Genomic DNA, 14,230 nt, shown 5'->3' on the forward strand with positions numbered 1-14,230 from the left:
TCATGCCCGAGCTCCCCGAGGTGGAGGTCGTCCGCGCCGGCCTCGCACCGGCGGTCACCGGCGCGGTCATCACGGGCGTCGCCGTGCGGGACGAGCGGGCGCTCACGCGGCACGCGGGGAGTGGTCTGCATTTCGAGGGTCTGCTCACGGACCGCCGCATCGTGGGGGCCGCTCGCCGAGGCAAGTTCCTGTGGCTGCCGCTCCACGATGCCGTCGGAGCGCGGCCCTCTGCCATCGTCGCGCATCTCGGCATGAGCGGGCAGATGCTTCTCCGGGAAGCAGACGCCGCCGTCGAGAGGCACGAACGCGTGCGAGTGAATATCGAGCACCCCGATCACGGGGAGCTCGCGATCGTCTTCGCCGACCAGCGCACCTTCGGTTCGCTGGCCGTGGACGAACTCGTCCCCACCGCTGACGGCGCGCCCGGCGGCCGGGGTACCGACGTGGCCGCTGTTCCGACACAGGTCGCTCACATCGCCCGCGACCCCCTCGATCCCGCTTTCGACGACGCGCGGCTGCGCAGCGCGATGGCCAAGAAGGGCTCGGCCGTCAAGCGGGTCCTCCTCGACCAGACGACGCTCAGCGGTGTCGGCAACATCTATGCGGACGAGGCGCTGTGGGCCGCACGCATACATCCCGGAACACCGGCTGCCGCCCTCTCCACCCGCGCCGTCAACAGGCTGTTGAGCGAAGTCCGCGGTGTGCTCGAGCGAGCGCTCGCTGAAGGCGGCACGAGTTTCGACGCGCAGTACGTCAACGTCAACGGCCAGGCGGGCTACTTCGCCCGCTCCCTCCATGCCTACGGCCGCACGGGTGCACCCTGCGACCGATGCGGTCGGCCGATCGTGCGTGTGTCGTTCATGAACCGGTCCAGCCATTACTGCGCCTGGTGTCAACGGATGCCGCGGGTCGCGGCATCCGCTCTATGACAGCACCTTCTTCCAGGCGCCCGCATACGAGGCCGGTACGAAGCCGATGGCCTCGTTGATGTCGAGCATCGGGCGGTTCTCCTCGGCATTGAAGGTGGAGACCCGTGGAGATTCGGGCACCAGGTCGTGCCAGCGCAGCAGATTCGCGCACTTCACGATCGTGCCGAGGCGGTGGCCGCGATGCTCCTTCACCACCAGGGTTCCCCATTGGTGCGTGGTGCCGGAATGGTCGGCGCCGATCATCAGCTCATTGAACGCCACGATGCGACCGGTCGGAGCGTGTGACACGGCGGCGACCGACATCGTGTTCCCGGCGGCGAGCAGCCTCCCGTCACGGCGGGCGACACGCGCGGCATCCCACGTCTCCTCCTCCCACACCATCCCGCCGCTGGGGACGTCGGTCGCCATGCGTGAGAGCGTGTAGGCGAAGCCATCGGCGTACTCGGGCGGTGTCGGTGCGGCCCACGTCAGCAGACGATAGTCCGGACCGGCGAAGGCGATGGCTTCCTGCAGAGCGTCCGCGACCGATGTCAGATCTCCGTGCAGATCGAGGGTCGAATTGCGTTCGACCTGCTCGAAGGCGAACCCGTGGGCCGATAGGAACAGCGCGTGAGGATCGTCGGAAGGGATCGCGCCGTACCCGGTCGGCGGAGTGAGCGTTTCGCCCACGGCGTCGCGACGGTGCAGAGTCCAGGTCTGGATCACCGACCGCTGGTGCTCGCGCGCCGCCTTCTCGACCACGTCGAGGAGCGTGTTCCACACATCTTCGCCGCGCAGCGCCGGCTCGACCATGAGCTCGAATTCGAGCGTCGATGCACCCGGCTCGTTCGGCAGGACCAGAGTGGCGATCCCCGCCACCGACCGGTCGTGCTCGACGATGAACCCCAGACGGGTGTGGTCCGTCTGGTCCTGCCAACCGGGCAGGACCTCTTTGACCGTCTGATCGAAGAACGGGTGACCCGCGTCGTGGCGGTTGACGGCGTTGCCGAGCCGCACGAGCTCGTCCATGTCACCGCGCCGGGGGTCGTCGCCGGACCTCGGCACCACCAGAGGGCGGACCGTGAGCGTCGGTGGGGTCCGGCTCATGTGAGCACCTTCTTCCACGCGCCTTCGTAGGCGATCGGCGCGAAGCCGATCGCCTCGTTGATGTCGAGCATCGGACGGTTCTCCTCGGCGTTGTAGGTGAGCACCCGGGGCGAGAGCGGCGCGATGTGCCGCCACTCCAGCAGACCGGCGCACTTCACCCGCATCCCGAGCCGGTGGCCCCGGTGCTCCTTGAGGACCAGCGTGTCCTCCTGGTGAGTGGCTTCGGTGCGGTCGTTCCCGATGACGAGCTCGTTGAAGGCGCACAGCTCCCCGCTGTCGATGTGCTGAGCTGCGGTGACCAGAAGGGCTCGTCCCGCGTCGAGATAGGGCCTCTCATGGCGGGCGAGACGCGCCGCGTCCCAGACCTCCTCGTCGAATTCGATCTCGGCCGACGGGGCATCGGTCACCATGCGCGACTTCATCCACGCGTATCCCGCCACGAACTCCGGCGGTGTCGGCAGCTGCCAGCTCACCACGCGGTAGGCGGCGGATGCCTCGGCGGCGGTCTCGAGCAGGTGTTCGAGCCTCGGCGCGGCGTCGGCGAGCACGAGGGCGCTGTTGCGCTCGACCTGCTCCAGCGTGTACCCGTGGCGGCGGGCGAAGCGCGCGGCGTGGTCGTCGGGGATACTGCCGAAACCGGTCGGCGCCATGATGCGCGGCCCTTCTCCGGCAGGATGTGCGGTCCATGCCTGCAGCACCGTGCGCCCGTGCGCCCGTGCGGTCTGCTCGATGAGCTCCAGGACGGCGCTGCCGACGCCTCGACCCCAGATGGCGGGCAACAAGTCGATGTACCAGAAGGCGAGGATCGAACCGTCCTCGTTCGGGATGTCGACGCCGGCGCGGCCGACGGCCACGCCGTCGAGGAGCACCAGCCACAACGAGCGCTGCTGATACTCGTCGGGCTGGAACACCGCGAGAAGTTCCCGGGGTGTGATGCTCTCGTCGGCGTGACCGTTGACCTCGGCGAGCACGGCGTTTCGAACCTGGACCATGGCGACGAAATCGGCCGCGTCAGGCGAGTCGATCGTCGGCACGATGGAGACGGGCCGGATCTCCAGGCCCTGCGGTGCGTGTGTCATCTCTTTCTCCGTTCGGTCGGTCTCAGCGCCAGGCCCGTGAGGACTGCAGCATCTGGACGTGCGCCGCTTCGCGTTCGTGAATGTCGAGGATCGCCCGATGAGCAGCGCTCCTGGCTCGTTCGAGGCGTTCGGCTGATGCGACGCGGCGGCGCTCGGCGCGCAGCAGCAGCCACAGGCCGAGGCGCAGCTCGAGGCGATCGCCGAGACGCTGCGGCGTGCCCTCGGCGGGCAGTCGTATGTCGATGTGTTGTTCGTACCGCTCTGCGGCACGCACAACCGTGGAGGTATGCATGGTTCTTCTCGTTCCGGGAAGGAGGGAGGGTGGTGGCCTGTGCGGCCGGAGTGCCGAAGCCGCGCTCGGGTCAGAAGACCGGACGAGCGCGTCGGCGGGAGGCAGACGGGGGACGGAGTCCGCACACAGGGCGGAGTCCTCCTGAGCAGCTGCTACGCGGTGGCAGGCGTGGCTGCGCGCGCGCCCAAAGAGCGGGTCACCCCGCCGACGAGTCCGTTGACGGACGCGTAGGCGATCGGCGCGACGACGGGACGGGTGTCCGCGGTGCCGGTGATGGTGTGCATGAGAATCATGTGGGGTGACCTCCTTTCGACTTCTGACGCGAACAGTGACGCTAGCGCGCCGACGGTGTGTCCGTCAAGCGTTCTCCCAGAATCGCCGGTCGCCCGGGCGTGTCGGGTCCGAGCGACCGCGCCTTCCGGCTCGCCTACACAGCGCTCGCCACCTCGTCGGGTAGCGTTGCGGGCGTATCGATCGGGGCAGAAGGGCGCAACCATGCACCTGAAGAGCGTGACGCTCAAAGGGTTCAAATCCTTCGCGCAGCCGACGACGTTCGCTCTTGAGCCCGGGGTCACGGCCATCGTCGGCCCCAATGGGTCGGGCAAATCGAACGTGGTGGACGCACTCGCCTGGGTGATGGGCGAACAAGGCGCCAAGACCCTGCGCGGCGGGAAGATGGAAGACGTCATCTTCGCCGGCACCGCGACGCGCGGGCCGCTGGGGCGTGCCGAAGTGCAGCTCACGATCGACAACAGCGATGGCGCGTTGCCCATCGACTACGCCGAGGTCACGATCAGCCGCACGCTGTTCCGCAACGGCGCGAGCGAATACGCGATCAATGGAGAGACCTGTCGGCTCCTGGACCTGCAGGAGCTGTTGAGCGACTCCGGTCTTGGCCGCGAGATGCACGTCATCGTCGGGCAGGGACGACTCGACGGCGTTCTCCAGGCGACTCCCGAGGACCGCCGCGGCTTCATCGAGGAAGCGGCGGGCATTCTCAAACACCGTCGCCGGAAGGAGAAGACGCTCCGCAAGCTCGAGGCGATGGAGACCAACCTCACGCGGCTGAGCGATCTCGCGGGAGAGCTGCGCAGGCAGCTCAAACCGCTGGGCAAGCAGGCCGAGATCTCCCGCGAGGCTGCGGGGATCGCGGCTGTCGTGCGCGATGCGAAGGCACGCCTGTATGCCGATGAGCTGATCGATCTCCGGGCGCAGCTCGACGGCCACGCTCGCAGCGAGCAGGAACGCCACGCCGAGCGGATCGTCCTCCAGGACCGTGCGGACACACTGCGACGGCGCATCGCCGACCTGGAGGCCGATCAGCGGTCCGACGCCGTCGATGCTGCGCGCAGCACCGCATTCGCGCTCGAGCGCGTGCAGGAGCGTCTTCGCGGTCTCTACACCCTCGCCGGACAGCGGCTGGCGCTCCTGGGCGCCGACGATGACGTGGCCCCCGACCCGCACTCGGTGTCTTCTTCCGCGATCGACGACGCGCGCGGCGAGATCGGCGCGATCGCGGCGGGGCTGGACGAGGCACAGGACAAAGCGGCCGCCGCCACGCGCGAGGTCGTCCGCGCACGAGCCGAACTCGATGCACTCGACACCGACATCGCCGCGCAGAGCGCTCTGGTGTCGGCCCACGATATGACCATCACGGCGTTGCGGGGACGAGCCGAGGCGGCGGCATCCGCTCTCGGGGCCGTCCGCACCGCGGTCGATCGTCAGCAGCGGGCGCTGGATGCCGCCACCGCTCGTCGCGCCGAGACCGAAGAGATCCTGGCGGGTCTCGATCCGCAGGTCGTCCCCGAAACCTCTTCGGCCGAGCATGCCGCCGAGTACGACCGCGCGCAGAAGGCCGCAACGGAGGCCGAGGCCGATGTCGCCGCTCTGCGCGATCGCCTGCACGGGGCGGAGCGCGAGAGTGAAGCACTGACCGCACAGACGCGTGCCCTCGGTCGTGCCCTGGACGTGCGCAACGGTGCCACCGAGTTGGTGGAACGCGGGGGAGCGGGCATTGCGGGAGTGGTGGGCGACGCGATTCAGGTGACGCCCGGCTACGAGGCGGCCATCGCCGCGGTTCTCGGCCCGCTGGCCGAAGCAGTGCTGATGGATCATCGTTCCGACGCCCTCAACCTCGCCGACGCCGTCCGCGGGGGCGATGTCGGCGTCGTCGACCTCGTGATCGCGGATGCGACGGGCTCGTCCGGCACCCTGCCCGTGGTCGACGGTCTCCGACCGGCAAGCGATGTCGTGACCGGCCCGGCAGGTGTGGTCGCGCTGCTGTCATCCGTGCTGATCGCGGAAGATCTGGCCGCCGTGCGTGATGCGGGCGAGGCGCTCTTCGCCCGCGATCGCGCGGTCACAGCCGTCACCCGCGCCGGCGAAGTCGTCACCGCCTACACGCTCCGTGCCGGTTCGGGTTCCACCCGATCGCGCCTCGAACTCGCCGCGGAACGCGACGCCGCCCGCGATCGGCTGGCCGAGATCACCGTCATCGTCGACAGTCTGCGCGAGTCCCTCGCTGAGCGGGTGGAGGCGCTCGGGACGGCTCGGCGTCGCACGACCTCGGCGCTCGACACGCTGCGCGCCCACGATGCGGCGTCGGCCGCGCATACCGAGAAGCTCAACCGGGCCACGGTCCGGCACGAGGCGGCCGTCGCGGAATGCGAGCGTCTGGCGCTCGGACTCCGCCAGGCCGAGGGAGCCGTCCGCGATGCCGAAGAGGCGGCTCACGTTGCCGAAGAGCGTCTGCTGCGCGCGCGTGAGGAGCCCCGACCCCTGTTTGATGCATCTGCGCGAGACGGCGCGCTGGAGGCGTTGGAGGCTGCGCGCGATGCCGAAATGCGGGCGCGCCTCGACGTCGAGACCCTGCGCGAGCGGGTTCGAGCGGGTGAGGCGCGGGTCATCGCGCTCGAGCGGCAACGCGAACGGGAGCGCGCCGCGGCCGAGGATGCCGCCCGGCGAGCGGTGATCCGCCGACGACACCGCGCGCAGGCCGCCGATGTGGCAGGTCAGCTGCCCGCGCTCATGGATTCGGTGGATCGCTCGGTGAGTCAGGCGCGCGTCGAACTCGTCACGGCGGAGTCGGCTCGCACGGCGATGAACGCCGAGCTCGCCGATCTTCGGCGCGAGGAGAACGCGGTTCGCGAACGCCTCGGGAAGCTCACCGACTCCGTCCACGGCCTCGAGCTGCAGATCCACGAGAAGCGGCTGCACGTGACGAGCCTGCTCGAGCGTGTCGCCTCCGAGCTCAGCCTGGACGAGAATATTCTCGTCTCGGAATATGCTCCTGCGTCTGCCGATGGCACGGCGGAAGAACCCCACATCCCGTTCGATCGCGCCGCCGAGCGACGACGACTGCAGGATGCCGAGAGGAAGCTCGGACAGCTCGGCCGTGTGAATCCGCTGGCGCTCGAAGAGTTCGCCGCGCTCGAGCAGCGGCATGCCTTCCTCACCGACCAACTCGCCGATCTCGCACGGACCCGTGCCGATCTCCTCACCATCATCGACGAGCTCGACGAACGCATGCAGACGATCTTCCTCGCGGCGTTCGAGGACACTCGCGTGGCCTTCGGCGAGGTGTTCCCCGTGCTCTTCCCCGGTGGCACGGGCAGCATCTCGCTGACATCTCCGGACCAGCCGCTCACCACCGGCATCGAAGTCATGGTGCGACCCGTCGGCAAGAAGATCGAGCGGCTCTCGTTGCTCTCGGGTGGCGAGCGATCTCTGGCCGCGGTGGCGCTGCTGACCGCGATCTTCAAGGCTCGACCCAGCCCGTTCTACATCCTGGACGAGGTCGAAGCGGCGCTCGACGACGCCAACCTCGGCCGTTTGCTGGGCGTGTTCGAGCAGTTGCGCGAGAACTCCCAGCTCATCGTCATCACCCACCAGAAGCGCACGATGGAGATCGCCGATGCGCTGTACGGGGTGTCGATGCGCCAGGACGGAGTCTCGGCGGTGGTCGGCCAACGGGTCGTCCGTCGAGAAGCGAGCTGACGCCGACGAAGCGTGCGGAGCCCGCGGGCGTCTCGCGCGCCGCCGGTAGGCTGACGGCATGGCAGAAAGCTCCTGGTCGCTCGGACGAGCGCTGCGCAACGTCTTCGTCAAGCCGACGATCGACGAGACCACGTGGGATGACCTCGAAACCGCTCTCATCGTCGCCGACTTCGGCCCTGACATCACCGAGCGCATCGTCGACGAGCTCCGTCAGAAGGTCGACCGATACCGGACGACCGACCCGCGGGACCTTCAGCGCATGCTCAAGGAGACCCTCGAAGAACACTTCGCCAAATTCGACACGACCCTCCGTCTCTCCGAGCGGCCGGCGGTCGTGCTCGTGGTGGGCGTGAACGGCGTCGGCAAAACCACAACGATCGGCAAGTTCGCCAAGTTCCTGCAGCGATACGGACGCTCCGTCGTGGTCGGCGCCGCCGACACATTCCGTGCGGCGGCGGTCGATCAGCTGGCCACATGGGCGGAGCGCGGGGGAGCGGCGATCGTGCGCCCGCAGCAGGCCGGTCAGGATCCGGCATCCGTTGCCTTCCAGACCATCGAATACGCGAAGAAGACCGGCACCGAGATCGTGCTGATCGACACGGCGGGACGACTGCACACCAAAGGCGGTCTGATGGACGAGCTGACGAAGATCCGCCGCGTGGTCGAGAAGCAGGCGCCGATCAGCGAGGTCCTTCTCGTGCTGGATGCCACGACGGGACAGAACGGGGTGATGCAGGCGCAGGCGTTCCTGGAGCATGCGGGTGTCACCGGGCTGGTCCTGACGAAGCTGGACGGTTCGGCTCGTGGGGGCTTCGTGCTCGCTGTGCAGGAGAAGACCGGCATCCCGGTCAAGCTGCTGGGTCAGGGCGAGGGAATCGGCGACCTCACGGGCTTCACCCCACACGTCTTCGCGGCGTCGCTCGTCGACTGATCCGCACGCGGATCCGCGGACACGCGCACGCGGACTTCCGCCGCGAGCCGCACGCTGGTTTCATGGGAGGCATGGCGATCGAGCACGACTACTTCGGACTCCTCGAGTCCGGACCCGACGGATCGATCTTCTGGTCGGAGAACATCGAGTTCGGCGACCAGTCGGTCACCGTCGACCTGACCGCGCCCGATCAGGACGACGTGTCGCAGGCTGCACTCGATGTCGCCGCCGCAATGGTCTCCTCGCTCGAGGAAATCGACATGACCGCGCGCAATGCGATGGTCAACGAGCTCGACGATCGAACCAGCGAGGTCACGGAATACCTGCTGCAGCAGCAGGCGACCTTCGGCGATGACCTCGAAGCCCTTCTCGTCGACATTTCGGGCGACACCCACATCGACATCATCCGGTCGCTGCAGCTGATGAGCATGACGATCCTCGCCGACGAGCACGGCGGCACCGATCCGTTCGCCGTCCTCGAGTACGCTCTGGACCCGGATGCCACCGACGACGTGCTGCTCGTCAATCTCGCGTCCGACGGCGCCGTGCAATCGGTCACCAGCGCGGACTGACGCTCCGCTCCGCGCCGAACCTCAGACCGCCTGAGCGAAACCCGCCTCGACGTGGACGTCGGCGGCGATATGCGCCAGATGCGGCGGGATGTCACGGCCTTTCGAGATCATCGACTGCGCCCACAGCCGTCCGGCACGGTACGACGAGCGCACCAGTGGCCCGGCGAGCACGCCGAGGAAGCCGATGCGCTCCGCCTCCTCCTTGAACTCGACGAACTCCTGCGGCTTCACCCACCGTGCGACGGGCAGATGCCGCGGTGTCGGACGCAGATACTGCGTGATCGTGATGATGTCGGTGCCGGCGTCGTGCAGATCCTGCAGCGCCTGAACGACCTCGGCCGGCTCCTCGCCCATTCCGAGGATGAGGTTCGACTTGGTGATGAGGCCGGCATCCCGCGCCTGCGTCAGAACATCGAGCGAGCGCTCGTACCGGAACGCCGGGCGGATGCGCTTGAAGATGCGGGGCACCGTCTCGACGTTGTGCGCGAACACCTCGGGACGCGAGGCGAAGACCTCGCCGAGGAGGTCGCGGTTGCCCGAGAAGTCTGTGGCGAGGATCTCCACGCCCGTCCCCGGATTGTCGGCGTGGATGCGTCGCACGGTCTCGGCGTGCAGCCACGCCCCCTCGTCGGGTAGGTCATCTCGGGCCACTCCCGTCACCGTGGCGTAGCGCAGACGCATGCGGGTGACGCTCTCCGCGACGCGACGGGGCTCATCGGTGTCGTAGTCAGCCGGTTTCCCGGTGTCGATCTGACAGAAGTCGCACCGGCGTGTGCACTGCGACCCGCCGATGAGGAACGTGGCCTCGCGATCCTCCCAGCACTCGAAGATGTTCGGGCATCCCGCCTCCTGACAGACGGTGTGCAGTCCCTCCTCTTTCACGAGGTTGTGCAGTTCCCTGTACTCGGGGCCGAGCTTGGCTCGTGTCTTGATCCACTCCGGCTTGCGCTCGATCGGGGTCTCCGCGTTGCGGATCTCCAGGCGCAGCAGCTTGCGGCCGTCGGGAGCCGCGTTCTGTCCGGCCGCCCCCGCCGACGTGCCGCACGCGCTCACGCGGCGACCCCGGCGTACTCGGCTTCGAAGACGCGAGTGATCGTGTCGACGATGTCTGCAGGAGCGGTGTCGACGCCGACGATCTCCGAGACCGTCGTGACCCCGGCATCCGTGATTCCGCACGGGATGATGCCGCGGAACCCCGACAGACTGTTGTCGCAGTTGACGGCGAACCCGTGCATCGTGACACCCTTCTCCACCCGCACGCCGATCGCGGCGACCTTGTCCTCCGAAAGCGGGCGGCGGACCCAGACACCGCTTCGACCCTCAACCTGGTATCCGTCCACGCCGTGTTCCCGGAGTGCCGCGATGAGTAGTCGCTCCAGTTGCCGCACGTGAGCCACGACGTCCATCGGCTCGGGAAGGCGGACGATGGGGTACCCGACGAGCTGGCCCGGTCCGTGCCAGGTGATCTTGCCGCCGCGATCGACATCGACCACGGGCGTCCCGTCGGTCGGGCGCTCGTGCGGCTCGGTGCGCTTGCCCGCGGTGTAGACCGCTTCGTGCTCGAGGACGATCAGTGTGTCGGGCCTCGTGCCCGAGACGACACCGGCGTGCACCTCTCGCTGGAGGGCCCATCCTTCGAGGTAGGGCACATACGCCGGTGCGAGACCGGCGGTGACGATGTCGAGCATGGGTCTCCCGGGTCGAGCCGATTGTTGGATCGCGTTCAACAATACGCCGCCGGTGCCCCCACCGCGTTCCGCACTGCGTCATGCCTGTGGCGCGTCTTACGCTGGTGGCCATGACCTCCCCGTCGCGCAGCGGCCGGCCGCGCGCATCATCGCGCGAGACGCTGGCCGAGGCTGCCTGCGAGCTCTTCCTCGAGCAGGGGTACGAGTCGACATCGGTGCTCGACATCACCACGCGCGCGGGCGTCAGCCGGTCGAGCTTCTTCAACTACTTCGCATCCAAAGCCGACATCCTCTGGGCGACGTTCGACGAGCGCCTGGAGGCGGTTCTGACCGCTCTCGCAGACACCGCTGATCCTCGGGGCGTCCTGGTCGCGCTCGCGGCCGACTTCGAGCCGGACACCCTGGCCCTCGGCATCACCCAGGCGACGGCGATGGGCATCTCCGACGAACTGGAGCGGGAACGGGCGGTTCGGCAAGGACGCCTGGCTCAGTCGATCGCCGCGAGACTGCGCGCCGGGGGCGCGGACGGCCTTGTTGCGGACGTGGGCGGCGCGTCGCTGAGCGGCGCCCTCTTCGCCGCCATCTGGCGATGGGCCCAGGACGGCGCGGGCCGTACGGATCTCCGGCCGATCGTCGAGCGCGCCCTCCGAGCCGTCGCGGCGACGTCGCCCGAGCTCCGCGCACCGGGATGACTCGCATGCTCGCGTAAACTGGACGGATCATGGCGACTTTCGGCACCCTCTCCGACCGGCTTACCGAGACCTTCCGCAACCTTCGCAAGAAGGGGCAGCTCACCCCGGCGGATGTCGACGGCACCGTTCGCGAGATCCGGCGCGCGCTGCTCGACGCCGATGTGGCGCTCACCGTGGTGAAGGACTTCACGGCCAAAGTGCGCGAACGTGCGCTCGGAGACGAGGTCAATCGAGCGCTGAATCCGGCGCAGCAGGTCGTCCAGATCGTGAACGAGGAGTTGGTCGCGATCCTCGGCGGTCAGCAGCGGCGCCTGCAGTTCGCCAAGACCGCGCCGACGGTGATCATGCTCGCCGGCCTCCAGGGGTCGGGCAAGACCACGTTCGCCGGCAAGCTCGCCAAGCTCCTCGAGAAGGAGGGGCACACTCCCCTTCTGGTCGCCGCCGATCTGCAGCGGCCGAACGCCGTCAATCAGCTCCAGGTCGTCGCCGGCCAGGCAGGCGCGGCGGTGTACGCGCCGCAACCCGGCAACGGCGTCGGCGACCCCGTGCAGGTGGCGCGCGACGGCGTCGAGGTCGCTCGTCGCCAGCAGCACGACGTCGTCATCATCGATACGGCGGGACGACTCGGCGTCGACGCCGAGCTCATGAAGCAGGCTTCCGACATCCGCAGGGCCGTCGACCCCGACGAGGTGCTCTTCGTCATCGACGCGATGAGCGGACAGGATGCCGTCAACACCGCGAAGGCCTTCCAGGAGGGTGTCGACTTCACGGGCGTCGTGCTCTCCAAGCTCGACGGCGATTCGAAGGGTGGCGCGGCGCTGTCGGTCACCTCGCTCACCGGTCGCCCCATCATCTACGCGTCCACCGGCGAAGGCCTCGACGACCTCGAGCCCTTCCACCCCGACCGCATGGCGTCGCGCATCCTCGACCTCGGCGACATCCTGACCCTGATCGAACAGGCGCAGTCCGCCTTCGACGAGGCGGAGGCGCTCAAGGTCGCGGAGAAGTTCGCGACCGACAGCTTCACCCTCGAGGACTTCCTCGAGCAGATGCAGCAGATGAAGAAGATGGGCTCGATGAAGAAGATGCTCGGGATGCTCCCGGGCATGGGCCAGATGAAGCAGCAGCTCGATGACTTCGACGAGAAGGAGATCGACCGCACCGAGGCGATCATCCGCTCGATGACGCTCGGCGAGCGCCGTAATCCGAAGATCCTGAACGGCTCCCGCCGCCTGCGCATCGCTCGCGGTTCGGGGATGACCGTCACCGACGTGAACGCCCTCGTCGGGCGGTTCGACCAAGCGGCGAAGATGATGAAGACGGTCGCCCGAGGCGGTGTGCCCAACATCCCCGGCATGGGACCCGTCCCCGGAGCCAAGCCCGGCGCGTCCGCCAAGCGGGGCAAGCAGGTCAAGTCGAAAGGCTCCCGATCAGGCAATCCCGCGCGCCGGGCGGCAGAGAACGCCGGTATCGCGGCGACGACCCCCGCCGCGCCGACGGGTTCGGGTTTCGGTCTGGGCGGCGCGGGGCTGGCTGCAGGCAAGGGTGCGCCGAGCGAGGCCGACCTCGCCGAGCTGCAGAAGCTCCTCGGCAAGGGTTGACGCTCGACTGCAGAGCACACCGTAGGCCGATGTCCGGCGACGCAGGTGCTCAGTTGTACCGTCAGTGGCCGAGGGCGGCCAGATGTTCCCTCAGCGTCGGCCCGGCCCGGAACTCCCGGATGAGGTGCTGCACGACCTCTCGAAGATCGCCGTCCGCGGCATCCGCCACCAGCACTTGACGTGTCGAGCTCGCGCCCTGCGTGAGGATGGATTCGAGGCCGGCGAACTCGCGCGCGCATTTCAGCTCGACGGCGGTCTCGGCGAGGCGGTCCATGGTTTCGCGAAGATGCTGCTGCACGCCGGCCTCCGTGCCGTCCCGACTGACGATCACGCGCGCGTCGAGTCCGTATCTGGCCGCACGCCACTTGTTCTCACGGACGAACCACGGCTGGATCGTCGGCAGCTCCCGCCCGGCATCCAGCTCACGGGAGAAATGCTCGACGAGAACCTGCACGAGCGCCGCCACCGCGGCGAGCTCGGGGAGCGTGGACATCCCGTCGCACGCACGGACCTCGATCGTGCCCCACCGCGGCGCCGGACGGATGTCCCACCGCACTTCGGAGGAATCGGCCATCACCCCGGTGCGGGCCATGTCGTCGAGGTAACCCTCGAACTGGGCCCAGTTCTCGAGCGGCCACGGCAGGCCGGCGGTGGGCAGCTGCTGGAAGACCAGGGATCGGTTGGAGGCGTAGCCGGTGCGCTCGCCCGCCCAGAACGGGCTCGACGCCGACAGAGCCTGCAGGTGCGGAAGGTAGACCGACAGCGCGTTGATGATCGGGAACACCTTGTCGACGTCGTCGACGCCGACGTGCACGTGTATTCCCCAGATCATCATGTTGCGACCCCACCACTGGGTGCGCTCGATCAGGGTGTGGTAGCGCGTCTTGTCGGTGACGGTCTGCTCGTACCACTGCGCGAACGGGTGGCTGCCGGCGCACAGCAACTCGATCCCCATCGGGTCGGTGATCGTGCGCACCGAGGCGATGGCGTCCGCGATGTCGTCGACGGCGGCGGCGACCGTGTCGCCGATCCCGCTCGTGACCTCGACGGTGTTCGTGAGGAGCTCTCCCGTGACGGTGTACCGCTCCAGCTGCGTGCTCTCCTCCAGCGCGTCGATGACGTCCGGACCCCTGGGCACGAGATCTCCGGTCTCACCGTCGGCAAGCATGATCTCCCACTCGATACCCACAGAGGACCGGGCGGATGTCGCAAAGGGCACCGTCATCCGCACATTGTGACACGCAGATGCCGCCCGGTCGCGTATCCGCGCGCGGGCCGGGTGTTCGCGGAGGGTCCTGCGATCTGGCGGGCCGGGTGTTCGCGGGGGGTCCTGCGATCTGGCAGAATAGAGGGTCGGACGTGGT

At 68.3% G+C, this 14,230-nt stretch carries 13 protein-coding genes; 6 read left to right on the forward strand and 7 right to left on the reverse strand.

What is annotated here, in order from left to right; genetic code table 11:
- Positions 1–2 precede the first annotated feature (2 nt).
- On the forward strand, positions 3–929 hold the full coding sequence (gene mutM / locus ACFM35_RS04870; RefSeq protein ID WP_378839088.1) for a bifunctional DNA-formamidopyrimidine glycosylase/DNA-(apurinic or apyrimidinic site) lyase: 927 nt from the start codon (positions 3–5) through the stop codon (positions 927–929).
- Here the strand turns inward: mutM and ACFM35_RS04875 are convergent.
- From ACFM35_RS04875 to ACFM35_RS04890, 4 genes are all read right to left on the reverse strand, one after another.
- Positions 924–2,015 carry a GNAT family N-acetyltransferase gene (locus ACFM35_RS04875; RefSeq protein WP_378839090.1) on the reverse strand — a complete coding sequence of 364 codons (1,092 nt, stop codon included), beginning with the start codon at positions 2,013–2,015 and terminating at the stop codon, positions 924–926. The two genes, mutM and ACFM35_RS04875, sit on opposite strands and share 6 nt — an antisense overlap.
- On the reverse strand, positions 2,012–3,094 hold the full coding sequence (locus ACFM35_RS04880) for a GNAT family N-acetyltransferase (protein WP_378839093.1): 1,083 nt from the start codon (positions 3,092–3,094) through the stop codon (positions 2,012–2,014). Before ACFM35_RS04880 ends, ACFM35_RS04875 begins: the two co-directional genes overlap by 4 nt.
- Before the next feature lie 22 nt (positions 3,095–3,116).
- Positions 3,117–3,386, reverse strand: a complete 270-nt coding sequence (locus ACFM35_RS04885; protein ID WP_378839095.1) for a hypothetical protein — start codon at positions 3,384–3,386, stop codon at positions 3,117–3,119.
- 152 nt (positions 3,387–3,538) lie between these two features.
- Positions 3,539–3,670: a hypothetical protein gene (locus ACFM35_RS04890; RefSeq protein ID WP_378839098.1), complete on the reverse strand. Its 132-nt coding sequence runs from the start codon at positions 3,668–3,670 to the stop codon at positions 3,539–3,541.
- Positions 3,671–3,881: 211 nt separating this feature from the next.
- On the opposite strand from ACFM35_RS04890, the gene smc reads away from it, so the two are divergent.
- From smc to ACFM35_RS04905, 3 genes are all read left to right on the forward strand, one after another.
- A complete protein-coding gene (smc, locus tag ACFM35_RS04895; protein WP_378839100.1) occupies positions 3,882–7,382 on the forward strand; it encodes a chromosome segregation protein SMC in 3,501 nt (1,166 codons plus the stop codon).
- Between the two features lie 58 nt (positions 7,383–7,440).
- Positions 7,441–8,313 (forward strand): signal recognition particle-docking protein FtsY, encoded by an 873-nt coding sequence (gene ftsY / locus ACFM35_RS04900; protein ID WP_378839103.1) that lies wholly within the window; start codon positions 7,441–7,443, stop codon positions 8,311–8,313.
- Positions 8,314–8,384: 71 nt separating this feature from the next.
- The gene (locus ACFM35_RS04905) at positions 8,385–8,885 is read left to right on the forward strand and encodes a DUF2004 domain-containing protein (protein ID WP_378839105.1); all 501 of its coding nucleotides are present in this window, start codon (positions 8,385–8,387) and stop codon (positions 8,883–8,885) included.
- A 21-nt stretch (positions 8,886–8,906) separates the two neighbouring features.
- Here the strand turns inward: ACFM35_RS04905 and lipA are convergent, their stop codons facing one another.
- Both lipA and lipB read right to left on the reverse strand, forming a co-directional pair.
- Entirely contained in the window at positions 8,907–9,938 is a 1,032-nt protein-coding gene (gene lipA / locus ACFM35_RS04910; protein ID WP_378839108.1) for a lipoyl synthase, read from the reverse strand.
- Positions 9,935–10,603, reverse strand: coding sequence for a lipoyl(octanoyl) transferase LipB (gene lipB / locus ACFM35_RS04915; protein ID WP_378839489.1), 669 nt, complete (start codon positions 10,601–10,603; stop codon positions 9,935–9,937). The genes lipA and lipB overlap by 4 nt, the downstream gene beginning before the upstream one ends.
- A gap of 80 nt (positions 10,604–10,683) precedes the next feature.
- Here lipB and ACFM35_RS04920 point away from each other — a divergent pair, with 80 nt between their 5' ends.
- Both ACFM35_RS04920 and ffh read left to right on the forward strand, forming a co-directional pair.
- Positions 10,684–11,265, forward strand: a complete 582-nt coding sequence (locus tag ACFM35_RS04920) for a TetR/AcrR family transcriptional regulator (RefSeq protein ID WP_378839110.1) — start codon at positions 10,684–10,686, stop codon at positions 11,263–11,265.
- Positions 11,266–11,294: 29 nt separating this feature from the next.
- Positions 11,295–12,866, forward strand: a complete 1,572-nt coding sequence (ffh, locus tag ACFM35_RS04925) for a signal recognition particle protein (RefSeq protein ID WP_378839113.1) — start codon at positions 11,295–11,297, stop codon at positions 12,864–12,866.
- Positions 12,867–12,927: 61 nt separating this feature from the next.
- Here the strand turns inward: ffh and ACFM35_RS04930 are convergent, their stop codons facing one another.
- The gene (locus ACFM35_RS04930; protein WP_378839117.1) at positions 12,928–14,091 is read right to left on the reverse strand and encodes a glutamate--cysteine ligase; all 1,164 of its coding nucleotides are present in this window, start codon (positions 14,089–14,091) and stop codon (positions 12,928–12,930) included.
- Positions 14,092–14,230 lie beyond the last annotated feature (139 nt).

Origin of the sequence: Microbacterium songi (assembly GCF_042747925.1) — a bacterium.
Lineage (GTDB): Bacteria > Actinomycetota > Actinomycetes > Actinomycetales > Microbacteriaceae > Microbacterium.

Excerpts from the sequence above, each read along its gene's own strand:
- mutM (WP_378839088.1), top strand. The coding sequence starts at position 3 with ATGCCCGAGCTCCCCGAGGTGGAGGTCGTCCGCGCCGGCCTCGCACCG.
- ACFM35_RS04875 (WP_378839090.1), bottom strand. The coding sequence starts at position 2,015 with ATGAGCCGGACCCCACCGACGCTCACGGTCCGCCCTCTGGTGGTGCCG.
- ACFM35_RS04880 (WP_378839093.1), bottom strand. The coding sequence starts at position 3,094 with ATGACACACGCACCGCAGGGCCTGGAGATCCGGCCCGTCTCCATCGTG.
- ACFM35_RS04885 (WP_378839095.1), bottom strand. The coding sequence starts at position 3,386 with ATGCATACCTCCACGGTTGTGCGTGCCGCAGAGCGGTACGAACAACAC.
- ACFM35_RS04890 (WP_378839098.1), bottom strand. The coding sequence starts at position 3,670 with ATGCACACCATCACCGGCACCGCGGACACCCGTCCCGTCGTCGCGCCG.
- smc (WP_378839100.1), top strand. The coding sequence starts at position 3,882 with ATGCACCTGAAGAGCGTGACGCTCAAAGGGTTCAAATCCTTCGCGCAG.
- ftsY (WP_378839103.1), top strand. The coding sequence starts at position 7,441 with ATGGCAGAAAGCTCCTGGTCGCTCGGACGAGCGCTGCGCAACGTCTTC.
- ACFM35_RS04905 (WP_378839105.1), top strand. The coding sequence starts at position 8,385 with ATGGCGATCGAGCACGACTACTTCGGACTCCTCGAGTCCGGACCCGAC.
- ACFM35_RS04920 (WP_378839110.1), top strand. The coding sequence starts at position 10,684 with ATGACCTCCCCGTCGCGCAGCGGCCGGCCGCGCGCATCATCGCGCGAG.
- ffh (WP_378839113.1), top strand. The coding sequence starts at position 11,295 with ATGGCGACTTTCGGCACCCTCTCCGACCGGCTTACCGAGACCTTCCGC.
- ACFM35_RS04930 (WP_378839117.1), bottom strand. The coding sequence starts at position 14,091 with ATGACGGTGCCCTTTGCGACATCCGCCCGGTCCTCTGTGGGTATCGAG.